This window comes from Longitalea luteola (assembly GCF_017356035.1).
GTDB lineage: Bacteria > Bacteroidota > Bacteroidia > Chitinophagales > Chitinophagaceae > Niastella > Niastella luteola.
This window is the reverse complement of the sequence record NZ_JAFIQX010000013.1, coordinates 107,752-131,772: the sequence shown is the minus strand read 5'-3', so window position 1 is coordinate 131,772 and position 24,021 is coordinate 107,752. Positions and strand designations below refer to the sequence as shown.

Here is a 24,021-nt window from a genome sequence, read left to right as displayed (position 1 = left end):
TATGATTGAACAGAAAACCCCAATATTTTATTCCGCCACATTTAAAAATCGAAACGGGCGCCCAGCGTTATACTGCGAGCCTGTGGTAACACCTGCGTCAGTGCATGGGGAGCAGCATCCGGATCTATCCCGAATTTATTCGCCCGCCATAATATTCCTACATTATTAATGTTGCAATAAATATGGGCACGCTGAAAGATCAGCCTTCTCCACCTTTCCTTATCAAGATCATAACCCAGTACAATATCCTGCAGGCGAATATGGTCTGCCTTTTCTACAAGCACTTCTGAATTCGCATAGAACCTGTAATCCCTGTTGCTGCCTACTGTGGGAAGCTGACCAGGAATTGAAGGCACATTGGTAAATGCCTCATCGCCTGGATTCTTCCATCTGTTCGCAAAATCCTTATTACCTGCCCAGAAGTTCAGTAACTGGCCGTAATCGATCGATGGCCTTCTGAAGTAATGACCCAGTTTATAAGTGATGTTTACCGAGAGAGAGAAATTATTCCAGGACAGATCATTTCTGAAAGCGCCTATAATGGGCGGGTTCAGCGGGCCGTGATAAACAAGTTCGGCCGCAGTTGCAGCCAAGATAGCAGAGTAGTCATTTGATGGTTTACCGTCTACCACGCCTAGCGGATCACCGTTAGCAGGATCCAAACCGCCCCATGCATAACTATACACGCTTAATACGGGATGGCCTGCCAGCGGGGTGAAACTGGAGGCATCACCAACTCCACCCTGGATCAATGCTCCGCCGGAAAATGTCTTTGTATAATTGGTTACTTTGTCAATGGCATGGCTGAATAAAGCAGTGGCATTCCAGGAAAGCTGCCCGTTCAATATTTTACCGGTCAGCTGTACATCAACGCCCTTCCCGCTGATATTCGATAAATTACCCCTGAAGCTGGTAATACCCGTGGTAGGATCCATAGCCACATCACCGATCAGGTCCTTTCCTTTTTTGTTAAAATATTCGATGGTACCATTCAATACGTTCTTCTTTAAAGCGAAAACAACGCCCAGGTTAATCATGCTGATCTTTTCCCATCTCAGTTCAGGGTTGGGTGGATTCACGACAGTTGCCAAAGCCATACGGGTAAGGGCATCTGTACCATATCTGACAGTTGTATACGCAGTAAGGTCTTTATTCACGTTACCATTATACCCATACGTTGCCCGCAGCGCCAATTGATCCAACAAGCCCCTTTTGAAAAACGCCTCGTTGGAGATGTTCCATTTAAAACCTGTTGACCATAAGGGTACCACCCGTTGATTGCTTTTTATACCGAAAAAATTGGTATTGTCGAAACGGCCGCTGGCGGAAAGAACATACCGGTCATCGTAAGTATAAGAGGCATTGGCATAGTAAGAGAGATATCTGTCGATCACATCCGTTACTGTTCGTGGATACGGGATCGGAACAGGGACATTATTCGGGTTCGTTGGAAATCTCGTAACAAAATCAAGCGGCTGACTTGTCGCGATATCGCGATTATACCCGTATAACCTGCTTTGGTAGCTTTTTACCTCAAGCTGCTTCACTTCAAAACCAGCAATGCCGTTTATTCTGTGTTTCTGCCAGGATGGATTGAAATTTGCCTGTACCCTGCCCGTATGGCCCTGCAATTCATTGTTTGCCTGATCAAGTATACCACCTAGCGGCACCGGATATTTTATGGTGCCTGCAGGATTATAATAGACGTTAATTAAGTTGCGCGTAAAATACGTCTCCTGGCTCATCAGGTTCTCATTCTTCCCAACCTGTTTTTCATACTGGTATTTTACTTCAATATTAAAACTCCGGCTGAATGTTTTCCGGATCTCAAAATTTACCCGGTTATATTGCTGCAATGTGGTGTTATCAGCCATATTAAGCTCATCCAAAGGCCGGTACTGCCAGTCGAGAAATCCCTGGCTTTCCTTTAGCGCTTTATACGTATCGCGGAAACCGAAACTTACCGGCAAGGCAAAGCCGTAGTCGTCTTCAAACTGAGCATACGGATAGTATTTCCTTCCAACCGGTGAAATAAAATCGTTGATGCCCGGATTATTATTATCGGTCCTGGTATTCGTGTATATAAATCCGGCATTAATATCAATATTCTTAAATGGATTAAAAGTATTGAACACATTGATCGAGTACCGCTCATAACTGTTCCTTTTAAAACCGCTTTGGTCTTTATCATAACCCAGCGTGAGGAAGTACTGTGATTTGCCGGACCCACCGCTTACCGACAATGCATTTTGAGTCAGCACTCTGTTTCTGAAAAACAGCTTTTCGTATTGATCGGTTGCCTTGTATTGTTTAAAGTTCGCTATCTGCTGATCAACTTCTGCAGCGGAGATCAACCCGTCTCTTTGTTTGATCAGCAATTCTACAACCGGGGTTAACGGGGTTTTAAATGCGCTGTTTTCCTGAGCGGTGTACCAACCCTTTGAAAAGAATATCTGCTCAGCCTCGATAAAATCTTCCGCCGGCATCGTTGGCAGATAATTCAAATCAGGCTTTGCTGCTACAGTAAGATTGGTATTAAAGTTAACCTGGGGCGCCTGGTTCGCCTTTCCTTTTTTAGTGGTGATCACGATCACGCCATTGGCTGATCTTACGCCATAGATAGATGCGGCAGCCGCATCCCGTAAAATGGTTATTGACTCAACAGTATTCGGATTGATATTACTTAGATCACCGTCATAGGGAAAATTGTCAAGGATGATCAACGGCGATGCATTGGCAAAGATGGTGCTGCGCCCGCGGATATTTAATGCAGGCTGCTCTGTTTTGCTGTTCCTGTAAAACGCCAGTCCGCTGGCTATGCCTTCGAGCCTGCCAAGAACATCGATCGTTACTCCCCGGTTCAAGAGCTTATTATCTATCTGAACAAAAGAACCCGTAGCCCTTTCTTTCGGTATTCGCTGGTACCCGTTATATACCGACACGGAAACCGCCTCCAATTCACTTTCCACGAGTTTCAACTGTACTGCAAGGGTGGTACGGCCGCCTACTTTTATTAGTTGCGTTTCAAAACCCAGGTAAGAGATCTCGAGCAGTGCATTTTCATCTACCCCTCTTAATTCAAAAGCGCCATCCGCATTGGTAACGCCTGCAATTGCAGTTCCCTTTACTTTCACATTGGCGCCTACCAACGGCTCTCCTTTATGATTTAATACCCGGCCCTTTACCTCACCGGGCGGCGCCGTTATATTACTAGCCGGCTGTTTGGTTTCCGGTTCTTTTTTACGAATGATGACTGTTTTGTTGGCTATATGATAGCCCAGCTGCTGATCTTTCAGCGCCAGACCCAACACCTCTTCCAGCGCAGCATCTTTTACATGCAGGCTTACTTTTTTGGCATCTTTAATAACATCGGCCGTGTACAGGAACGTATAGCCGGTTTGCTGCTTTATAACTGCGAATACTTTTTCCAGCAATATATTATTGCCTGAAAATGTAACGGTTTGCGAAAGCCCCGCAGCGTGCACCTGTAGGAAGGTAATGGTTAAAATGATCGCTGTCAACTTCATAACGCGCAACGTTTGTTTACACACAAGGATTTTTAAACAGTTAATGGTATTGGCGGCTGTATAGGAAATAACAGTCCGCAGGTAATTGCGAAAATGCATACCTTAGTTGTTGAAAGGTTTGATAATAGGATTTCTAATCAGTCATGTTATTGGCCTTTTTTCTGCCGGTGTGTTTCGTGGACACGCCGGCTTTTTTTATGGCCCGGCTTAATGGGGAGAGCCTGGATGGAACTGATAAATGAATGTAAGTGTAGCTGGGGTGTTTAAATGGTTCATATGGTTTTACATTTAAATGGCATTAACCAAGGCTGCCGTTAAAGAATAAAGGACCAGAAGTAAATAAGATCAGCGTTCGTTATTTTAATCAGTGGCTTACTGTACGATCAGTTTTTTACCTTCGATGCGCAAATGTAGATCGGCACTCAATTCAAGCATTTTTGCAACTTCCGACAACATTAAATTCCGGTTTATATCACCGATGATCGGCGCGGTTGGTTTGGCGCCAGCATACACCGCCTCGATATTATACCATTTCTGTAGTTCCCGCATCACTTCCGTTATACTCGCATGGTCAAAGTGGAAAAAGCCGTTCTTCCAGGCGATCACCGCCTCTGCATTTACATCACCGATCACTTTAATATTGCCATTGTTCACCTGAGCCTGCTGGCCGGGTTTCAATAAAGTCTCTTTATTGTTTTGTATTAGCTTCACCGATCCTTCGAGCAATGTCGTCTTAATGCCCGCCTCATCCTGGTATGCCCTGATATTAAAATGTGTTCCCAATACCTGCACATCCATTCCTTCGCCCTGCGCCGTGGTGGTATGAACAAAAAACGGTTTACTTTCATCGTGGGCCACTTCAAAATAAACTTCGCCGGTTATTTCTACTTTTCTTTCGCTGCCGGTAAATGTAACCGGGTACCGGATCGATGCGCCTGTATTCAGCCAAACCTTACTACCATCGGCCAACACCGCGGAATATGTTTCGCCATTCTTTGTACTTAATGTATTATACAACACATCATTTTGTTCATCGCTGTTTTTCTGGTAAGTGAGTCCCCGCCTGGTATTCACAACTACAATTCCACCCTCTTGCGCCACCTGCCCTACTACCGTACTATCCAACACTACCGTTTTGCCATTGGCCAATGTTAACGACGCTTTTGTTTGACCCGGCGCCACGTCATTGGCAATGATGATCTCTGCTTGTTGCGCCTTTCCCTTTGTCACCGTATCACCGCCTTGTTTGCGGTTATAGAACCAGAAAAAGGAAGCAGCAGCCAGTACCAAAACTGCTGCTGCTTTTGTTGCTACATCTCGAAACAACTTCCATTGCCATTGCCTTTTTATGCTATTGCGCTCTCCGATAGCCAGTCTTTGAAAAAAGAGATCTTTAGCCCCTGCCACATCAACTTCAGCTGCCTCTTTTAATTTCTCACGCAGGTAATCCGTATCTCTCAGGTCGTCCAGTAGCCTACGCTTCTCTGCATCTGTCAGCCATTCCTGCAGGTTAGAACTTTCCACTGAAGAAAGCTCTTCGCCTCTAATTACCTTAAGAAGTATCTCATTGATTAGGCTATTGTCCTGCATTACACTGGTTTTGCAGAGATATTAAACGTATCTCTAAAGTAAAAAATGGTTATTGAAGGATACGGGCTATGAGTATACGTACAGTTAAATATTTTGTACCAGTGCTCCGCAAAAATTTCTCTAAAAAGTTTATGTAAGAGCGTTAGCCCCAAAAAGAACTATACAGATCTGTGGTATTAAATACTGACGGAAATCATGTAAAAAGGAGCGCCTGTCTTAAGCCAGTTCCATGTGCCGGGCGGCCAGGATGGCCAGTATCACCATGGGTTCTACGCCCAGCGTTAACCTGATCGCTTTCATAGCGGCTGCATTCGTATTGCGGATGGTATTTTCTGACAGGTTCAGCATTTGTGCTACTTCTGTTCTGCTATACCCATCAAGGTAAGTAAGTTTAAAAACCTGCCGCATTCTTTCGGGCAACTGGTTTATACGTTCATATAACATGGTCACCAACTCAGCTTCCTGGTATTTTCTTTCAATTACATTTTCATGGATGATCTCTGCCTTGCTGAGCTGGGTTTCTATTTTAATTCTGAGTTTATCTCTGCGCAGGTAATCGATACAGGAATTTCTTATTATTTTATAGAGGTAAACCTGTAGATGAGTCATATTGGAAAAGGAAGTCTCGTGCGACCAAAGTTTAATAAACGAGTCAGTGACAATATCCCGGGCTTCTTCTGCATCTCCTACCAAACTTTTCGCGAATAGAAATAGTTTCCTGTATGTTCTATCATACAGCTCGCTGAACGCCTCGGAATCCTTGTACATGATTCGCTGCATAATTTGCTCATCTGTCATACAAATCAGAAATAAGGTATGGCACCAAGTTATATATCCCCTTTCTTATAATCAAATAAATTAGCTGCTTTCTTAATAACATTTCTCGGTTACTGATATTGTTAATGTTAGTAATTGGCTTTAACAGTGTTATGACGTTATACTTCTTGACGAAGATCAATGAATGTGCGGAAAAAAAGTCACTTCCTGACACGTCAACGCCTGACATCAAATTTAAGAAATCGTACTATTTGAACGGGCAACAATTTGGTGCAGCAGCATTGCAATGCGCGGATTAGAAATAATCTTAATACCTGCAAATAGCGGTGAATAGGTTTTTAAAGCGATCGCCGGTTAGCGGATGAGCACAAAACTTCCGCGTTTTACAATCACTTTTCCGGTATAGTCAACTGCCTGAACCATATACACAAAGTTCTGGGACGACTGCTTCGTACCGCCGATCTCGCCATTCCAGCCCTTATTAACCTCACTGGTGCTGAATACCAGCTGCCCCCAGCGATTATATACCCGGAAGAAGTTCAATTGCTTTACACCTGCCATTATGGGGCGGATCACATCATTGCGGCCATCCCCGTTGGGTGTAAAACCTGAAGGCATGAAGATGTCGGCGCCGGTCTTGAAGATCTTTACGGTCAAGGTATCGGAACCGCTGCAACCGGCCATCGTTTTTGCGGTGGCAATGTAGGTGACCTCAGCCGGTGCGTTCAGATCATAGACTGCAAGCGGATCTGGAATACCGGGATTGTTTAAATAAGAAGCGGGCGCCCAATCCCAGCTATTGGCTTTGGGGTCGTTCACGGTTGCATTGAACTGCAAAGGCTGATTATAAACAACGGCCGTATCATTTCCGGCACGTACTACGATGGGGTCGGTTACGTATATATAGAATGTATCTTTTGATGGGTTGGGACAACCGGTATTATTTACAGTAAGCACCACGTTGGAAGTTACCGGGGGAGTTGCTGTAGCAGTTAACGAATAAGGAACAGCCGTGACCGCCCCGCTGCCACCAGGCGATAACGGCACATTCGTGCTCCACGCATAGCTGGTGCCGGTAGTAATGGTTGCACTCAGCACAGCCGATTTGCCATGGCATATTTCAATTGAATCAGGAGCAATGGTAGCTGCCGGAGCCGGCACATTATAGAACCTGATGGTTGCCACATCACTGGTATCGCCGGGACAAACACCGCTTTTCACAATAGAACGATAGTAGCTTGTTCTGGAAACGGCGCCTGCCTGCAGGGTTGTACTGCTATTTGCAGGCGTTACATTACTCCAGCTGCTATTGTCGAATGACAACTGCCAGTTCATTACAGCGCCTGTATTATTGTTCAGTGTAAGTTTGGGATCAACATTTTCGCCGAGGCAAACATTGGTGAGGTCGGGACTTATTCTACCTCCGTCTGACTTGGGATCAACGGTAATAAAAGCGGCATTGGCCGTATCAACCGTACAGGCATCACCATTTTGCACCAGAGCGGCAAACCGGGTTGATGTCGTCAAATTCTGCGCCGTATAGTTATCCGTTGCCACTGCAATCTCCTGCCAGCGCACACCGTCTGTCGACGACAACCATTTTAAAACAGTTCCCCGCTCATCTGCGATCGATAAGGGACAGTTATTAATGCCGGCGCAGACGGTAGTGTCGCTCATGATCCTTCCGGCCACAGTAGGTGCCGTAGTGGTTACCGGGATTGTATCGCGCAGATCGGCGCAACCGTTCACTTCATGGCTGGTAATGAATCCGCCGCCGGGACCTACTGTTACATTAATGATATTTGAATTCGCTCCGGAGTTGATCGTCCAGCCGGCAGGCACCGTCCAGGCATAGGTAGCACCAGCCAGGGCTGGTACCGAGTATTCGACGGTAGTATTTGTACAGGCAACGGTTTTGCCGCTGATCTCCAGGCCGGCGCAAACATTCCGCAACGCCACATAAGCATACGCGAAATGGGCGCCCGGGGTGCAATTGTCAGCTTCAAAAGTAAGTGTAACCTGGCGGCCCCGATAGGGCGAAAGATCAAAGGTCACTTCGGTCCAGCCTTTTGTCCACACATCATACAACAACACACCGTTCTGATTACCGGCGCCTGAAAAAGAGAGAAAAGGAACGGGACTATTGGTAAATCCATTGGCCAGCGCAGCGGCTGAATCAAGTGTAGCGCCGGTGCTGTTGCCGCCACCGGGTGCATTATCGAATGTAGGCAGATAATAACCGGGGGATGCACAGGTAATGATACTGTCCTGCGTGCTGAGGGTGGCCCTGAACATCGGCTGCTCGCTTGAATTATGTGTTCCGTTTTCCAGCACCATGGCGTACGCGTAGGTCATTGTATAAGGAACAGTAGCAGGACCGGCAGGAACATCAATGGTGTAAGAGACCGCCCTGGTAAATCCACCAGGGCTGCGCCCGCCCTGTTGCAGGTCGCGGCTTGTGGAGGTGGAGCCCAGCTTGATGGAATAATTGTATGCATACCCATTAATAGTGGGAATGGTAGGAAAAAAGCCATATGGATCACTGGTTGACGTTGTAATCACCTGGATACCGGTATTGCCAATGGTGTATTCAGGAACGTTGGTAAGCCCTGCATTGGGAGCCGGATAATTTATATTCAATCCCCCCATTAACCCGGTCCTGGCTGACCAGAATGACAGATCACCTGTACCAAAATTGATGTTGGTTGGACAGGTCTGCATTTGAGAAAAACCGCAAAGCGCTACCATAATGGCGGCAAGGCAGAGTAAATATTTCATCATGTTTTGATAGGGGGTCCAAATAAAGTCCTGTAATACTTTAGTACGATAATTATCCTGTACCGGTTGGTCATCCCTTTAATAAAAGCGTATTTCAAAAGGAAGAGACCCGTAGCCAGGCACCTGCCGATGCCCGGAAAAGAAAATGTCCTTAGGGTTTTTTATAGTGTAGATAAATATACAGGTAAAAAGAACAATTTCCATATTTCAGAGGGGCGCTGCCATAAAGTAGCGGTTATTTTACCCCATAAAACACAATCCCCCGAACATCTTTTTCTCTTCCAGGTGAGTGATATTATTTCCCGAACGCGGTCTGCTAATTTTTCATTATAGGCCATACAGGGTTGTGTTTTGGCCTGCGTTGCTTTAAAGATAGTATAAAAAAAATCCGTCCCGGCAAAGCGGAACGGATTTAATATCATGCAGCCAGATTGGCCCGCACTAATTTTATTGATACTGAATATAGACTGGCTTTGGTTTCTCGGCGAGTACTTCTTCAGGCGTTAACATATGACTGCCCGGTTTGCGGATATCGTTCTTGTAAAACAGTTTATATCCCGCAAACTGTATAGGCTCTTTCCAAACATAAGCTTTGTAGCTGTCATGTTTAAGCGAAGGTTCGCCCCAGCCATCCATGTCAATGATGATCTGCACTTCGGGGTGCAGCTTAATATTCTTATAGTTAGTAACCATGTTCTGGGTGAAGCGATGCACTACCAGCATTTTGGGCGGCAGGTTATTGGCCTTTGTAAGATTGGCCAGATAATCGGTAACAAAATTTATATCGCTTGCATCCATGGTACCGATCACGGCGCCCGGTCTCTTTCCTGTTTTCATAGAGAACTCAGGATCGATACCGAGGTGTACGTGCGGCATCTTCAGGTATTTTTCGAGCAGGGGAATTTCAGCCTGCACATTGCTGAAGCCGACCTGAACATCGAGAAATACGAGGGCATTGATGCGGGCAGCCATCCCCAGGATGGAATCGATTTGATTGAAAGGCATGCGCAATCGGTATTTGCCGTCTCTGCCCGGACTACCCTGGGCAGTTACTGCAATATAATGTAAAGCGGGCTGCACCGGCGTTGAAGGATCGGCGGCTTCCCATTTCTTTACATCTGCGGCCAGCTTTGCCAGCATTTCATCGGGCGGATATTCACCCAGGATACCCATTTGCTTCGAATACAGGTTACCATAGTAAGCCACTACCCTTTTAAAGGGAAGAATGGCGCCTGGTAACGGATAAGGACCTTTTACCGGCCAGCGGCCCGAGGAATCACCGTTGGCCATTTCGGCCAGCTTGCGATTGTAGAGGGCGGTGTCGAGTGTTGTGGGGATCTTTGTTGCTGCAGTTTCTTTCGTTACGGAGCTGTCTTTGGTGTTTACACCAGTAGAGTCTACGGCTTTGACGTTGGTGGTATTCGCCTCTCCGCTGGAGCAGGCATGGAAAACAAACGGTAAACAGGCTGCTACTACCAGGCGTCCTGACCGATTAAACCAGGTTATTGATTTCATTGCTTTGTGATACGATTTTGTACTTTATTCTAAAGGTCAATTTGCGGGCGAAAATAGGTTAAAACAGGTGACCAAAGTATTGCCTTCATAACTTTTCGGCATGCTGCCACACACTATAATAGGGCGATACCGGTTAACCCTTACAAACGCACATTAATAACTTTTAGTGTCTCGATGCGTCAAATAAAAACCCCATGGGCCTAAGGCCTATGGGGTTCTTTAAGTGATTTATAGATCCCTGTTATTTAGGTAATGACTTCATCTTTTTTAAATGGAAGTTTGCTTCTTCTAATTTCTTTAGTTCGTATGGCCCCAACTGCACATTATCTAACCTGGGATCATAGGTTAACCTGACCTTTGAAGAAAGTAAGCCTTTCTTTTTCTTTTTAAATAGCTTTTTGAGGAGCTTCTTCATGTTATGAAGTTAAACAATTTTTCTTTTAATAAGAAATGCCGTGATTTCCATGTTTTTATGAAATGGAACAAACTCCAGCTTATTATTCATTTCTGCATAAATTTAAAACGATTCAGATAGTTCTTCGAGATTCAGACCTATGGCCATGCGATATAGCCTTGTCCGTTCTTTCGTACTCCCCCGAAAATAGATGAATCTTTCAGGATACTTATAGGTGTATTGATCTAAAACCTTTGCAAGGGTCGCCAGGATCTTATTTCGATCCCCATTATCACTTATCGATATATCATCAATTTCACCATCTTTATTAATATCTCCAAATGCTAAATTATAAACATATGGCAAGGATGTTGGCATAAAAGAAATTCGTTTTCGAATAGCACCAAACTTCCCAATACTTACGAATTCAAAAATTCGAAGTTCAGCATCCTTACGGATATCAGTATATACCTCATACTTCATACCTCGAAAAAGTACTCATTATCCTGCATAAAATCACTCATACATTACCGTAACTAATATTTCTTGTCGGTTATCAAGTTTATAAGGGCCCATACGCATACCTTATGCAGCCAACTATCAACTTACGTTGAACACCATTGCCAGCTGAGGATTCAGCCGTTTTAAGCATGAACAGCAACTGTTTTCAAACTTTTTCAAATTTTCCCCAGATTCCCCGCTTAACCTTTTAGCATGCCTCAACCCATTGAACCCCACATTAATACATTAAAGCCTGTATCCGTAAGGGTTTTAGCTTATACAGTTATTTTCCATCCTCTATTGCAGATGTAAAATAACTTGTGTAGTTTTAAAAAAACCCACAATATGAAAACCCGATTGCTTACTCTTATACTTGCCACAGTAGCCGTTCCTGCCCTTGCGCAGCAACCTACGAATTCCACTGTAAAATATGTTAATGCAAAACAAACCGTTGCGCAAACACCTGCACAACCAATGATCAATTTTGCAAATCAGAAAGTACAGATCGACTCAATAGTTTCCGCAACAGATGGAAGCGTTTATCTGGACCATGCTTCCTTCAGAGGTAAAGCGCGGGAAGGTAAATACTGGGTTGAATTATTCTACAGTAAAAGCACAAAAGAGGTTTTGAAAGCCAATTATGTGTTCACCACTGATTCACTGAACTTCAGCAGATGCTATTATTTCAAAGGCAATAGCGTGAACAAGATCTTTGATAATAATACCACCAATTATTACCAGGTTGGCAACGTGGTATTAACAGAGCAGGGCACTGTTGCTAATCCTGCCATCTCAAAGAAATTCAATGAACTGATCGTGGATACTTTTCAGGCTTTATACGCAGGATTATTTCCTTAATAGTCATTGCATAAATTACTGATCGCTTTAGTAACGCTGTAACTGAATTGTAAATTATTAAGCTGCTTTTGCCCAGACTCGCAAGCATACATCAGACGCCTGCAAGTTTGGGCAAGTCATTTACAGGATGTCATAAAAAAAGCATATACGCCCATAACCCCGGCATATATGCTTTCACAACGGAAAGACCGTTTCTTATTTACTTATGATATCGATCGATGCGCCTGAGAGTCCAGCTGATTTTGCCTGCAATTTTATACTGCCCGGTTTGCCGTTCGACTGAACTACCGCCAAACATAATCCATTGAATGCTTTTCGTTCACTCGCTTTGAATGATTCCAAACTGGTTGGATCACCATTATCGACACCCGCGATAAAACCTGCACCATTGACGGTAAACTGGATCTTATTGGCCGCATCGGGAACCAGGTTGCCATCCTTGTCTACCACTTTTATCGTTATGAACGAAAGATCCTTGCCATTGGCCTGAATTGTCCGGCGGTCTGCTTCCAGGATGATCCTGGCAGGCGCACCAGCTGTTCTTATCAATCTGGTGGCCACTACTTTTCCCGCTTTCCTCGACACTGCTTCTACCCTGCCTGCTTCATATTTTACCCTCCACATCACATGCAGGTCATCCGCCGCCTTTTTTTTCACTCCCTGTGACTTGCCATTGATGAACAGCTCCACCTCATCGGCATTGTTGTAATAGGCCCACATATCAATGGTTTGCCCGGGTTGCCAGTTCCAGTGGGGAAACAAATGCAATACATTTTTTGAGGTAAACAAACTTTGATACAAATAATAAACATCCTTCGGAAATCCGGCCAGGTCTACAATTCCGAAATAAGAACTGCGCGCCGGCCACGGGTAAGGCGTTGGCTCACCGATATAATCAAAGCCGGTCCACACAAACATGCCGCTGATGCTTTCATGTTTTAAGAATGTTTTTAAAGTAGCCAGATGAGAAGATCCCCAGGGCGTAAAACAATTTTCGTAAGCAGAACAGGTCAGGTCTGCATTGGCATTGGCTACAGGCAGATCCCACCGTTGAGGCCAGATGCGCATACTGTCGGAAGGCATATCATAATGCCCACGCGTTTGTAATGCAGAAACCGATTCCGTTACAATGAAAGGTTTGCGGCCCCATTTTTTCTGCACCGAGTCGGCCGGCCAATGCTGATGATGATAGTTATACCCTACCAGCTCATTAATGCCCGTTTGCAGCAACTGGTTCGATGCTCCTACCTCGTTATTGGCTGTAACAGTAGGCCGGTCGTCGAGACTGCGTACAATGTTCTGCATAGTGCGCAAATAAGCCCCTCCCGATGTATCACCATCTTTTGCCCATTGCTCCGGTATTTCATTGCCTACGCTCCATATAAAGACCGATGGATGATTGCGGTCGCGCAACACCTGATCCTTCAGGTCTTTCTGGTACCATTCGTCAAAATCATTACTGTAATCGTATTTGTTTTTGCTGCGCTTCCACATATCGAAGGTTTCATTCATTACAATAAAGCCCATTTTATCGCACAGATCGAGCAACTCAGGCGCCGGTGGATTATGCGATGTGCGAATCCCATTCACCCCCATGCCTTTCATGATCTGCAGTTGCCGCTCCAATGCCCGCGTATTGATGGCCGTTCCTAAACAACCCAGGTCATGGTGATTACATACCCCCACAATTTTCACCTGTTTACCATTCAGGAAGAACCCTTTATCAACATCAAACTGATAACTACGAATGCCGAATACAGTGCTGTATTCATCGGTTGTTTTTCCTTTGCTAACGATCCTGGTGACCGCTTTATACAGGTATGGGTTCTCGATGCTCCACAACACCGGCGATCTAATGGTAAATGCCTGGCTCGCTGTTTGTAAAGCCCCCACATGTAAATTCTTTTGTGTTTGTGTAGCCACCGGAGCACCGGCTGCGTTCAGGATGGTGGTTGTAACATCGCAATAGTCGCCGGTTCCACAAAGCGTTGTTGTGATATTTACTTTGGCGGAAGCAGCGGACACAGATGGCGTCTTAACATAAGTTCCCCAGTTATCGACATAGGTGCTGCCTGTTTTTACGAGCCATACATTTCGATAGATACCACTACCGCTGTACCAGCGGCTGTTCGGCTGCCTGCTGTTGTCTACCTTTACGGCAATGACGTTTTTTTCGCTTCCGTATTTGAGGTAAGGGGTGAGATCGTAGCGGAAAGAAATATAGCCATTGGGCCGTACGCCAAAAGAATGGCCATTGATAAACACTTCGCTGTTGCAGTATACGCCATCGAAGTCAATAAAGATATTTTTGCCTTTGTCGCTGGCCGGCAGGGTAAACGTTTTCCGGTACCAGCCCAATCCACCCCGCAAGGCGCCGCCACCTGTGCCTGTAGGACTGGTTGAATCAAACGGCAACTCAATGCTCCAGTCATGCGGCAGGTTTAATTTTCGCCAGGAGGCATCATCAAAGCTGGTACTTTTAGCCCCGGCAATATCACCGAGGTGAAATGTCCAGTTCTTATCAAAATCCTCCCTAACACGGGCTGGTTGTGCATACAGGGAATTAAAAAAGCAACAGAGAAAACAGGTAACAAGCAGGACATTTTTTCGAAGCTGCATGGCGATCTTTCAGGTATGGTGACGGTTTATGTTTTACGGGCATGAAATTAAGGTTCCCCGGGCAATATCGCGGTAGCCAAATGTTTACAGCAGGGGTTACAATTGTATATTTTACTATTGATCAAACTGCGCCGCTTTCGTTTTGCCGTAAGGCAACCATGGCACAGTGCCGCTTCATTACTCAATATCCGGAACCGCAAACAGCACACCGCCAAACAACAGGTAAGCCCATAACAGGGTCCAGAGAATATTAAACACCTGCGCTACTATAAATGCCAGCGCCGGCCTGCCGCCTTCCGTTTTTACCAGGTCGGTAAAACGGGCTTCCAATCCAATGGAAACAAATGCCAGCGCAAACCATACCGTGCGCAACCCTTTCAATGGACCGGCCACCTCTTTGGTAACGGCTGCAGGTATCAAAAACGAGAAGATCAGCGAAGCTGCAATGAAACCAAGCACGAACTTGGGAAACCGTTCCCATACTACGCCCAGCCCTGGTTTTTCGGAGCCTTGTCTGGAGGGATCTTTTCTGTACGTCCACCAAAGGGCAATGAAAAAAGCGGCAATCCCGATCAATACGTTCTGCGAAAATTTTACGATCACCCCTACTTTGGAGGCTTTAGGGCCCACCAGTTCCGCTGCTGCCGAAACGGAAGCCGTGGTATCCAGTGTACCACCCAGCCAGGCGCCGCCTGCTATTTCGGGTATGTTCAACAGTTTGATCAACCAGGGTTGAATTACCAGCATGGGAATGGCTACCAGTAATACCAGCGTGGTCACATAAGACAGTTTCTTTTTATCGCCTTTGATAGCGCCGCTGGCCACAATGGCTGCCGACACGCCGCAGATGGCTACTGCCGATGACAGTATTACGCCAAACTCATCATCCACCTTTAATTGCCGGCAGATCCATAAGGCCACGAACCAAACGGCAAGCACCACCAGCACCGATTGCAAAATACCCGGTGCACCGGCTTTGATAATATCGGTGAACAAGATGCTGGCGCCATAGATCACCAGGCCTGTTTTAATAAAAAATTCGGAACGGGCGGCTTCTTTGAGCCAAACCGGAATGCGGGTGAGATTACCGATCAACAACCCCAATACCAGCGCAAAGACCACATATTCCAGTCCATAATAAGAGATGGTACTGTTACCTTCTATAATAAGCGCTGCGACGGCCAGCAAATACACCAGGGAGAAACCGGCCGCATAATTTTTAATGCTGCCACCCGACAACCGGATAGCCACACCGGAGAGCACCAGGAACAACAACCCGGTTTGAACGATCAATATGATATTTTTACCGGAGAATACTTTGGTCGCCAGGTCGCTGGTATTTTCCCATTGATACGTTGGCAGGGGGAATTTGAAACCAGCCACCAAAGTGGTTAATGCCAGGATGGCTACAATAACAACACTCCCTATCAATATGGCCCAGCCATCCTCCGAGAGATCTCCGAGCATGGCTTTTTTTGCAGGAACCGGTTGACTGGTCTCTTTGGCTGTTAAACTGTCAGCGGGTTGGTACGACATGTTATAATTATTTATCAGCTGTTCAGGAATCCCGCTAACAATTTACATAAACTTTTCAGTCAATAATTTGAATAGACTTGCTTACAATGATTTTAATGTGCTTTTTAGCCACGTACACGCCGGCATTAGCGGGGGTAACTCTGCGCCGCGTCGCGGTTTTTCCGTGTTGATTGTATTCTTTTTAGTTCAGCCTGTAACCGGCGAACGATTTCAGGATGTTCAGCAGCAACATTATTTTTTTCTGCCGGATCGGTTTCGAGGTCATACAACTGCAATTCCGGTGATAAACCAGATTCAATCCTTTTCCTTTTCAGCCACTCTGGCGTACCATTTTTCTGCGGCATGATGTATTTCCATTGTTCATAGCGGAGCGAAAAAGTGAATGACTCTTCAAGCATATAATCCCGGCCGGTAGTAGTGGCGCCCAGCAGAACGGGCAGCACATTTCTACTGTCAGGACCAACCGAATCGGCCAATGAGGAACCTGTTAATGCAGCCAGGGATGCCATGAAGTCAACCTGGGATAACAAGGCATTTGACACGCCCGGTTTTACGGTGCCGGGCCAATACACGATGGTAGGCACCCTGGTGCCGGCTTCAAAAGCACTGTATTTTCCGCCCCGGAACATACCTGCAGGCCGATGATCTCCGACTTTCTCCACGGCTTCATCGCTATACCCGTCGTCGAGCACCGGCCCATTGTCACTGGTAAAAATGATCAGGGTGTTCTTTTCCAATCCCAATCGCTCGATCTCTTTTGTAATTTCACCGGTCAGCCAATCCATTTCGAGAATAACATCCCCTCTTCTGCCCATGGAGCTCTTTCCCAAAAACCGTTCATGAGGCGTGCGGGGTACGTGAATATCTGTGAGGGCCAGATATAAGAAGAAAGGTTTGCTCTTATTGTTATTGATGAATGTTTTTGCTTTGGCCGTGAACACATCGGCCATATCTTCATCGCGCCACCAGGCTTTTTTTCCGCCGGCCATGTAACCGATCCTGCTTATGCCATTAATGATGGTATTGCTGTGCTGTGTATCGGCTTTCATTTTAAGTATTTCGGGATTACTTAAACCGGTGGGTTCATTACCAATCTTGGTTGAGTAGCTCACCTGGATGGGATCAGCCGGATCGGCATTATATACATGATGGCCTTCCACATACACACATGGCACCCGGTCAACGGTAGCCGGAATTATAAACGAGTAATTGAACCCTGTTTCCAACGGGCCCGGGCTGATAGGTTTATTCCAGTCGATTGTACCAATGCCCAGGCCTAAATGCCATTTACCCACTACCCCGGTTGTATAACCCCGCTTTTGTAATACGGATGGCAGCGTTTCTATACCCTGCGGGATCAACAGGGGCGCATCACCCGGTAAAACGGCGGCATTGTTTCTAAAGGCATACATGCCCGTTAACAGCGAAAAACGCGAAGGCGTACAGGTAGCGGCCGCGCAATGGGCATCTGTAAAACGAAGTCCGTTTTGCGCCAGCCGGTCTACATTGGGGGTTTTAACCTGAGTTGCGCCATAGCAACTTACATCGCCATAGCCCAGGTCATCTACATATATCATTATAATATTAGGCGCGCGGCCGGCATTTTGCTGGCCCGACCGGCAGCCATGGAGAACCAGTATACTGGTGCATGTTAGAAGGGAGGCATACAAAATCTTTATATATGGCATAAGTGTTTAATTGCTGGGGATTCATTTGGCATTTCCTTTATACAAATTGCAGGGTAGTAATCGGGACCTGCTATCAAATTTGTAGACTTTTATTGTAAAACTGGCCATGCGGCCCTGCTAATTTTTATTTTGCAGGAAGTATGCATTAAGCGGCTCCATATCTATGCAGGTTATTGAACTACCAATTGTTTTGTAATAATTGCCGCCCTGCCTTTAGGGAGTCGACCAGAATGGAAGCCGCCTTTGGTTTAAGCGTTACCCTCACCATGCTGATGAGTACGGTGCTGATAAATTTTTATTTGTATACCAAACGGGTACCAACGATATGGGTTGTGCTGATCACCGGTTTATTCACCGTGATAGAACTTTCGTTCCTATCCGCCAACCTGCAAAAAATTAAAGAAGGCGGTTATATAACCCTCATCATCGGTGCCATCCTGTTTTACCAGTTCCGGCACTTCGCGTAAAATTGAGAAGACGGCCATCGATTCCATTCTGTCAAAATCGCCTAAACGCGCAGACATCTATTGGTTCGTGCATGTGAATGTACTGGATGAGCCCTATGCCATGCGTTACCGGGTTGACACTGTTGTGAAAGACGACATTTATTTTGTAGAGTTCAACCTGGGTTTCCGCATTGAGCCGCGGATCGACTATTACTTTCGACAGGTAGCAAATGAACTGGTCAAAACAGGCGAAGTGGATGTATCTGACAGAAGTGAGCAATTGTACCAGGAAAGCAAGATCGGTGATTTTCGCTTCCTCGTCATGGAAAGCTTTTTGTCCTATGAAAACGACATGCCTTTCTGGAAGAACTTTTTGATGAAAAGTTATTATAACCTCAAATACCTGGGTGTAAAGGAGTCCATCAACTTTGGCCTTGACCCCAGTAACGTGACCATTGAAAAATATCCTGTTGTGGTGAACGCCGTTCAGCCACAGCCCTTGGTAAGGCAATAATTGCCGATTTCTGATTGCCGATCTTGGGATTTTGGGATTTCTTTCTGTGATACGATCCGAATCTCAAATTTCAAATTCTCCCCTGGCGCATGTAAATGCCGCAGCGACGCATATTGCTATTTAAAGAAATGAGATCGGGGATGCTTTAAGACAAGATCAGGCAACCTATCACGAAAAAGCCCCCGATAAATCGGGGGCCTTTTCTATACCTATGAAGACTAATTCCTTATTTTAATTGGCTATTATGCTTTCATGCATCTCAATAGCATTTACTATAAAGCAAGGTACGTACCATGCCAGCAGGAAAAACTGACCGCAACCAATAGTTATTCACAAGATTACGTGTGACTATCTGATTTACAGTAGCTTGTAACCAATTTAGCGAGCATGAAAATAGATAAAATGTTAGAAATACACCAGCGTAAGACTACGCAAAATCGGATCAAAGCCGGAATTAACACTCCTTTTTGGGAAATAAATTCACCAGTTGCCCTATTGTTTTAAGTTATACGCCCCATATTTGCGGGCAAACAGCAGTTTCCGGATAGGACGCTGCATAGCCGCTTTCTTATTATTTTTGGCCATCAATAAAAAGCAATGACGTTAAGCATAACCCTGATCATTATCATTATTACTGTACTGGTTTCTATTGCAGCATTTACGAACGATAAAGTATTCAACGATTTCATCTTTTACCCGCCTGCCGTTACTCATGACAGACAATGGTATCGTTTTTTGACGTGCGGACTTATTCATGCCGATTACGGCCACCTGATCTTTAATATGTATGCTTTTTACATGTTTGGCGATAATGTGGAGGACAACTTTATTCGCATATTTGAAGGAAAAGGTAAACTGCTTTACCTGCTGTTATATGTTACGTCGCTTTTTGCCTGTTTATTACCTACTTATGCCAAGCATAAAACAGATAATTATTACAGGAGCCTGGGCGCTTCCGGCGCTGTATCGGCAGTGATCTTTGCGTATATCATGCTGAACCCGTTGCAAAAGATCGGACTTATATTTTTACCCCCGCAATGGGGTTTGCCGGCATTTGTTTTTGGTTTCCTGTATATCGTAATATCTTCTTACCTCGATAAACGCGGCGGCGGCAATATCAATCACTCGGCGCACATTTTTGGCGGTTTATACGGTATTGCTTTTATCATTGCCACCAGTTATTTGTTCTCCGATTTTCATGTGCTGGAAGAATTCATTTTTAAAGTAAGAAATTTTACAAGCAGATTTTGATGCGAATGTAAGTTGTGACCCAATGTCGTTTACCTAAAGCCTTGCCAATCCCTTCAGGAATGGTGATCGGTGAGTGGGTAAATAGTTACAGGTTTCAGGTTACAGGTTTCAGGGTCCTAACTTTTCAAACATTATTTTAACGACCTGTTTGGTAGCATCCGTTATTTTAAACCGGTCATCTATTCGAAGCCCCACTACCCAAACGATCTTTTTATTGCTTTCCAGCACCCACACTTTTTCTTTATCAGTGAGCGAGAGCTTTTGATCAATGAAGAACCGGGCCAGCTTCTTTTTCTTTCTTAATCCCAGCGGATAGAAATAATCGCCCTTTTTCCATTTGCGCAACAACAGTGGAAACTGGATGGTAGACTGGTCAATAAACGCTGATGAAGGATCATTGGATATCTGTACCTGCTTACCGGCCAGTTGTTCAAAAGCCAGCGTTCCGTTCTCAAACACAATCTTGTTCTCTTCATCATCGATGACTATCGTTTGCGCCTCTTCCGATTCAGCGGGGGCAATGATGAGCCAGCGGCGGTTTTTGATAATGCGATGCGTGGCCGATTGTACATACCGGCCCGATTCACTACCCAGCAAACGGATCACTTCCTCTGCCTGTGCGGGTGAGAAGCCGAAGTCTTTTATGATCTCATACACGATGGTATGCAGTGGCTGTGATTGCTGCAACTTCAGTACAGGAATATGTACTTCCTGGCCTTTATATTCCAGCAGCTTTTTCTTATGCTGCGCTACAGCCTGTTCATATAATAGTTCCATTTCGGCAAAGCGGCGCAGGTTGGCAGCCAGGTTATTTTCTGCTTCAGGAAATATTTTCTGCACCAATGGAATGAGCTGGTGACGAAAATAATTGCGGGAATATTTGTCAAGGGCATTGGAACTGTCTTCTACCCATTGCAAGTTATTTTCTGTGGCGAATTGTTGCAGCTCCTGTTTCCGGGCAAACAGCAATGGCCGAACGATATGGCCCTGTTTTGGTAACATACCCCGTAAGCCATGCACACCCGTTCCCCGGAAGAAATGCATGAGCATGGTTTCTATGTTGTCGTCAAGGTGGTGGGCAGTGAGCAGATGGTGAATGGTGAATGGTGTGTGATGAATGGGTTTCTCAATTTCCGGATCGCCCGATTGCCCGGTACCTGTTTCGGTTTCCGGGTTCCAGGTTCCAGGTTTCACGTCTCGCATTTCACGTATCGCGGTCTCCGGCTGCTGACCTCCGACTTCTGACTTCCGGATTCCAACAAGCAATTCCTCAAACCAGGTATATCTTAACTCCCTGGCTGCTTCCTGTATAGATAACTTATTGCTTTCCGCATGTGCTTCCGTTTCAAATTCCTTTACCAGAAATGGCACGTTATATTTATGCGCCAGTTGTTGTACAAAAGCGGCATCCCGCTCACTCTCGGCTCCCCTTAATTTAAAATTGCAATGGGCTATTAGGAAGGAATAACCAGCCTGTTTGCACAATTCACACAGCACCACTGAATCCAGGCCGCCGCTAACGGCCAATAGTAACGTATCCTTTGGTGAAAAAAGACGATGGTCTGAAACGTATTGTTGAAATCGTTGGAGTAGATTCATGGAAAAAATTCAAGTCTCAAATAACAGGAGCCAAATCGAAAGATCTTAAAATCAGAAATCTCAAAATCAGAATTCTCAAAATCAGAAATCTCAAAATCGGAAATCAGAAATCAAAAAGTGAGTTCCTCATACGCACTCCTCAGCTCACCATAAGCATGTTTATCACCTGCTTTTTGCGCTTCCTCCATTCCCTTTTCATACCATTGTATCGCTGCCTCAGTGTCGCCGGTACGCTCCAGTAATTTGGCCAAATGATAATAAGACCCAATATAACCAGGGTCCTGGGCAAGTATTTCCTCAAAAACAGTCCGGGCTGTTTTATCATCGCCAATTTTAATATACTCCAATGCCAGTGCGTGTTTCAGAAAATTATCTCCCGGAGTGGCCTGCAGGAACTCCTTCAGTCGGGTTATGCGATCCATATTCCTCAATTAAAAAATCCATAAAATAGCAAAATGTATCTTTATGGCACTTATATTTGTATACATGATGGTTGCATAAACAACCAATGAGTTTAATTTAAATCGATTGCCAATGAAGATATTAGTCTGCATCAGCAAAACGCCGGATACAACGGCAAAAATAGCTTTCACTGATAACAATACGAAATTTGCACAGGACAACGTACAATGGATCATCAATCCATACGACGAATGGTACGCGCTGGTTCGTGCTATTGAACTGAAAGAAAAAGATCCTTCTACTGTATTACACCTGATAAATGTAGGCGGCGCCGATGCCGAACCGGTCATCCGCAAGGCCCTGGCCCTGGGTGGCGATGAAGCCATCCGCGTGAACACCACCAGCACCGATAGCTTTTATATTGCTTCCCAAATTGCGGAAGTTGCCAGACAGGGCAATTATGACCTCATTTTTACCGGTAAGGAAACCATCGACTTCAATGGCTCTTCCATCGGCGGCATGGTGGCCGAGCTGCTCGATATGCCCTATGTATCGCTGGCCATTAAATTTGAACTGAATGGTACTACTGCTACCATTACCCGCGAAATTGAAGGCGGCGAAGAAATTTGTGAAGTGAATTTACCCGTGGTAGTTAGCTGTCAGAAAGGGATGGCCGAACAGCGTATTCCCAACATGAAGGGTATCATGGGCGCCCGCACCAAGCCTTTAAAAGTGCTGGAACCGGTTGCGGCAGATACCCTTACCACTGTTTCCAGCTTTGGACTACCACCGGCTAAAGCGGGCGTTAAACTGATCCCGGCCGAAAACGCCGCCGATCTGGTGCGTTTGCTACACGAAGAAGCGAAGATCATCTAAATGTGCTGATGTGCTAATTAGCTGATATGCTCATTGTCCCGGCAGCTGGATAACTATTAAACTTCCGTTGCGTCGCACACTTGTACGTTCGGTTCTTTATTCATCACAAATCCCATTTGCTAATCTGATCGTGTATTTCATTATCACATTAGCTAATTATCAAATTAACAAATTATGGTTTTAGTCTTTATAGATCAGGCCGATGGCCATGTAAAAAAAGCTTCTTACGAAGTATTGAGTTATGGCGCCAAAGTCGCTGAACAATTAGGCACCACTGCTGAAGGGGTGGTCTTAGGCGCCGTTCCTGCCGATCAACTGGCTGCCCTTGGTAAATATGGGGTAAAAAAGATACATCATGTGGCAAACGACGCACTCAATCACTTCGATGCGCAGGTCTTCACCAAAGTAATTGCCCAGGTGGCACAGGCTGCGGGCTCAAAAGTGATCATTTTTTCAAACAATGTTGATGGTAAGGCCATTGCGCCCCGCCTGGCTGCCCGCCTCAGGGCCGGACTGGTACCCGGCGCCGTTGCCCTGCCGGAAACTGCCAATGGCTTCATGGTTAAGAAAAACGTTTTTTCAGGTAAAGCTTTTGCCACCTATACCATCAATTCCGATATCAAGATCATTTCGCTCAATCCCAACTCTTACCAGGTAACAGAAGGCAGCGGTACCGCCGAAGTGGCTCCTTTTAATGCTACGGTAGATGCGCCAAAAGTAAAAATCAAGGCTGTAAACAAGGCCTCCGGCGAAGTTCCGTTAAGCGAAGCTGAAGTGGTGGTAAGCGGTGGCCGTGGCCTGAAAGGCCCCGACAACTGGGCTTTGATCGAGAACCTGGCCCATGCTTTAGGGGCAGCTACCGCGTGCAGCCGCCCGGTGGCTGATGAACATTGGCGCCCGCACCATGAACATGTTGGACAAACCGGTCTTACTATTGCGCCTAATTTATATATTGCAGTCGGCATTTCGGGCGCTATACAGCACCTGGCCGGTGTAAACCGCAGCAAGGTGATCGTTGTTATAAACAAAGATCCCGAAGCCCCCTTCTTTAAAGCAGCCGATTATGGTATTGTGGGTGATGCATTTGAAGTAATACCCAAAATAACGGAAGCGGTAAAAAAGCTGAAAGGAATGGCATAAATTAACCCGG

General features: G+C 45.5%; 18 protein-coding genes. 6 read left to right on the top strand and 12 right to left on the bottom strand.

The window, feature by feature from the left end:
* Positions 1–41: 41 nt before the first annotated feature.
* The 7 genes from JUB15_RS24755 to JUB15_RS24725 all read right to left on the bottom strand — a co-directional run bounded on the left by JUB15_RS24755 (position 42) and on the right by JUB15_RS24725 (position 11,064).
* Positions 42–3,527, bottom strand: a complete 3,486-nt coding sequence (locus JUB15_RS24755) for a SusC/RagA family TonB-linked outer membrane protein (protein ID WP_207515344.1) — start codon at positions 3,525–3,527, stop codon at positions 42–44.
* A 372-nt stretch (positions 3,528–3,899) separates the two neighbouring features.
* Complete coding sequence (locus JUB15_RS24750; RefSeq protein WP_207515343.1) at positions 3,900–5,117, bottom strand: FecR family protein; 1,218 nt, start codon at positions 5,115–5,117, stop codon at positions 3,900–3,902.
* 216 nt (positions 5,118–5,333) lie between these two features.
* Positions 5,334–5,897, bottom strand: coding sequence for an RNA polymerase sigma factor (locus tag JUB15_RS24745; RefSeq protein WP_255539676.1), 564 nt, complete (start codon positions 5,895–5,897; stop codon positions 5,334–5,336).
* A 351-nt stretch (positions 5,898–6,248) separates the two neighbouring features.
* The gene (locus JUB15_RS24740; RefSeq protein WP_207515341.1) at positions 6,249–8,675 is read right to left on the bottom strand and encodes a DUF8696 domain-containing protein; all 2,427 of its coding nucleotides are present in this window, start codon (positions 8,673–8,675) and stop codon (positions 6,249–6,251) included.
* A 444-nt stretch (positions 8,676–9,119) separates the two neighbouring features.
* Positions 9,120–10,187: a hypothetical protein gene (locus JUB15_RS24735; protein ID WP_207515340.1), complete on the bottom strand. Its 1,068-nt coding sequence runs from the start codon at positions 10,185–10,187 to the stop codon at positions 9,120–9,122.
* Between the two features lie 241 nt (positions 10,188–10,428).
* A complete protein-coding gene (locus JUB15_RS24730) occupies positions 10,429–10,602 on the bottom strand; it encodes a hypothetical protein (protein ID WP_207515339.1) in 174 nt (57 codons plus the stop codon).
* A gap of 102 nt (positions 10,603–10,704) precedes the next feature.
* Positions 10,705–11,064 carry a DUF6934 family protein gene (locus JUB15_RS24725; protein WP_207515337.1) on the bottom strand — a complete coding sequence of 120 codons (360 nt, stop codon included), beginning with the start codon at positions 11,062–11,064 and terminating at the stop codon, positions 10,705–10,707.
* A 363-nt stretch (positions 11,065–11,427) separates the two neighbouring features.
* On the opposite strand from JUB15_RS24725, the gene JUB15_RS24720 reads away from it, so the two are divergent.
* Positions 11,428–11,940 (top strand): hypothetical protein, encoded by a 513-nt coding sequence (locus JUB15_RS24720; RefSeq protein ID WP_207515336.1) that lies wholly within the window; start codon positions 11,428–11,430, stop codon positions 11,938–11,940.
* A gap of 195 nt (positions 11,941–12,135) precedes the next feature.
* Here the strand turns inward: JUB15_RS24720 and JUB15_RS24715 are convergent, their stop codons facing one another.
* The 3 genes from JUB15_RS24715 to JUB15_RS24705 all read right to left on the bottom strand — a co-directional run bounded on the left by JUB15_RS24715 (position 12,136) and on the right by JUB15_RS24705 (position 17,783).
* A complete protein-coding gene (locus tag JUB15_RS24715; protein WP_207515335.1) occupies positions 12,136–14,559 on the bottom strand; it encodes a glycoside hydrolase family 2 TIM barrel-domain containing protein in 2,424 nt (807 codons plus the stop codon).
* Between the two features lie 177 nt (positions 14,560–14,736).
* A complete protein-coding gene (locus JUB15_RS24710) occupies positions 14,737–16,095 on the bottom strand; it encodes a YeiH family protein (RefSeq protein ID WP_242696502.1) in 1,359 nt (452 codons plus the stop codon).
* 125 nt (positions 16,096–16,220) lie between these two features.
* Entirely contained in the window at positions 16,221–17,783 is a 1,563-nt protein-coding gene (locus tag JUB15_RS24705; RefSeq protein WP_207515334.1) for a sulfatase family protein, read from the bottom strand.
* Positions 17,784–18,013: 230 nt separating this feature from the next.
* Here JUB15_RS24705 and JUB15_RS24700 point away from each other — a divergent pair, with 230 nt between their 5' ends.
* The 3 genes from JUB15_RS24700 (at position 18,014) to JUB15_RS24690 (ending at position 19,994) form a co-directional block, all read left to right on the top strand.
* The gene (locus JUB15_RS24700) at positions 18,014–18,250 is read left to right on the top strand and encodes a KUP/HAK/KT family potassium transporter (RefSeq protein ID WP_207515333.1); all 237 of its coding nucleotides are present in this window, start codon (positions 18,014–18,016) and stop codon (positions 18,248–18,250) included.
* Positions 18,213–18,743 carry a KUP/HAK/KT family potassium transporter gene (locus tag JUB15_RS24695; protein WP_207515332.1) on the top strand — a complete coding sequence of 177 codons (531 nt, stop codon included), beginning with the start codon at positions 18,213–18,215 and terminating at the stop codon, positions 18,741–18,743. Before JUB15_RS24700 ends, JUB15_RS24695 begins: the two co-directional genes overlap by 38 nt.
* Before the next feature lie 597 nt (positions 18,744–19,340).
* Complete coding sequence (locus JUB15_RS24690; RefSeq protein WP_207515331.1) at positions 19,341–19,994, top strand: rhomboid family intramembrane serine protease; 654 nt, start codon at positions 19,341–19,343, stop codon at positions 19,992–19,994.
* Positions 19,995–20,102: 108 nt separating this feature from the next.
* Here the strand turns inward: JUB15_RS24690 and tilS are convergent, their stop codons facing one another.
* A complete protein-coding gene (gene tilS, locus JUB15_RS24685; RefSeq protein WP_207515330.1) occupies positions 20,103–21,593 on the bottom strand; it encodes a tRNA lysidine(34) synthetase TilS in 1,491 nt (496 codons plus the stop codon).
* Between the two features lie 110 nt (positions 21,594–21,703).
* Entirely contained in the window at positions 21,704–22,015 is a 312-nt protein-coding gene (locus JUB15_RS24680) for a tetratricopeptide repeat protein (protein WP_207515329.1), read from the bottom strand.
* A 112-nt stretch (positions 22,016–22,127) separates the two neighbouring features.
* Here JUB15_RS24680 and JUB15_RS24675 point away from each other — a divergent pair, with 112 nt between their 5' ends.
* Positions 22,128–22,871, top strand: a complete 744-nt coding sequence (locus JUB15_RS24675; RefSeq protein ID WP_207515328.1) for an electron transfer flavoprotein subunit beta/FixA family protein — start codon at positions 22,128–22,130, stop codon at positions 22,869–22,871.
* Between the two features lie 174 nt (positions 22,872–23,045).
* Complete coding sequence (locus JUB15_RS24670) at positions 23,046–24,011, top strand: electron transfer flavoprotein subunit alpha/FixB family protein (protein WP_207515327.1); 966 nt, start codon at positions 23,046–23,048, stop codon at positions 24,009–24,011.
* The last annotated feature ends 10 nt before the right edge of the window (positions 24,012–24,021 follow it).

What these genes read in the sequence shown, in the direction of transcription:
- JUB15_RS24680 (WP_207515329.1), bottom strand. Translation starts at nt 22,015, where the DNA reads ATGGATCGCATAACCCGACTGAAGGAGTTCCTGCAGGCCACTCCGGGA.
- JUB15_RS24740 (WP_207515341.1), bottom strand. Translation starts at nt 8,675, where the DNA reads ATGATGAAATATTTACTCTGCCTTGCCGCCATTATGGTAGCGCTTTGC.
- JUB15_RS24710 (WP_242696502.1), bottom strand. Translation starts at nt 16,095, where the DNA reads ATGTCGTACCAACCCGCTGACAGTTTAACAGCCAAAGAGACCAGTCAA.
- JUB15_RS24730 (WP_207515339.1), bottom strand. Translation starts at nt 10,602, where the DNA reads ATGAAGAAGCTCCTCAAAAAGCTATTTAAAAAGAAAAAGAAAGGCTTA.
- JUB15_RS24690 (WP_207515331.1), top strand. Translation starts at nt 19,341, where the DNA reads ATGACGTTAAGCATAACCCTGATCATTATCATTATTACTGTACTGGTT.
- JUB15_RS24745 (WP_255539676.1), bottom strand. Translation starts at nt 5,897, where the DNA reads ATGCAGCGAATCATGTACAAGGATTCCGAGGCGTTCAGCGAGCTGTAT.
- JUB15_RS24670 (WP_207515327.1), top strand. Translation starts at nt 23,046, where the DNA reads ATGGTTTTAGTCTTTATAGATCAGGCCGATGGCCATGTAAAAAAAGCT.
- tilS (WP_207515330.1), bottom strand. Translation starts at nt 21,593, where the DNA reads ATGAATCTACTCCAACGATTTCAACAATACGTTTCAGACCATCGTCTT.
- JUB15_RS24725 (WP_207515337.1), bottom strand. Translation starts at nt 11,064, where the DNA reads ATGAAGTATGAGGTATATACTGATATCCGTAAGGATGCTGAACTTCGA.
- JUB15_RS24700 (WP_207515333.1), top strand. Translation starts at nt 18,014, where the DNA reads ATGGAAGCCGCCTTTGGTTTAAGCGTTACCCTCACCATGCTGATGAGT.
- JUB15_RS24735 (WP_207515340.1), bottom strand. Translation starts at nt 10,187, where the DNA reads ATGAAATCAATAACCTGGTTTAATCGGTCAGGACGCCTGGTAGTAGCA.
- JUB15_RS24675 (WP_207515328.1), top strand. Translation starts at nt 22,128, where the DNA reads ATGAAGATATTAGTCTGCATCAGCAAAACGCCGGATACAACGGCAAAA.
- JUB15_RS24755 (WP_207515344.1), bottom strand. Translation starts at nt 3,527, where the DNA reads ATGAAGTTGACAGCGATCATTTTAACCATTACCTTCCTACAGGTGCAC.
- JUB15_RS24705 (WP_207515334.1), bottom strand. Translation starts at nt 17,783, where the DNA reads ATGCCATATATAAAGATTTTGTATGCCTCCCTTCTAACATGCACCAGT.
- JUB15_RS24720 (WP_207515336.1), top strand. Translation starts at nt 11,428, where the DNA reads ATGAAAACCCGATTGCTTACTCTTATACTTGCCACAGTAGCCGTTCCT.
- JUB15_RS24750 (WP_207515343.1), bottom strand. Translation starts at nt 5,117, where the DNA reads ATGCAGGACAATAGCCTAATCAATGAGATACTTCTTAAGGTAATTAGA.
- JUB15_RS24715 (WP_207515335.1), bottom strand. Translation starts at nt 14,559, where the DNA reads ATGCAGCTTCGAAAAAATGTCCTGCTTGTTACCTGTTTTCTCTGTTGC.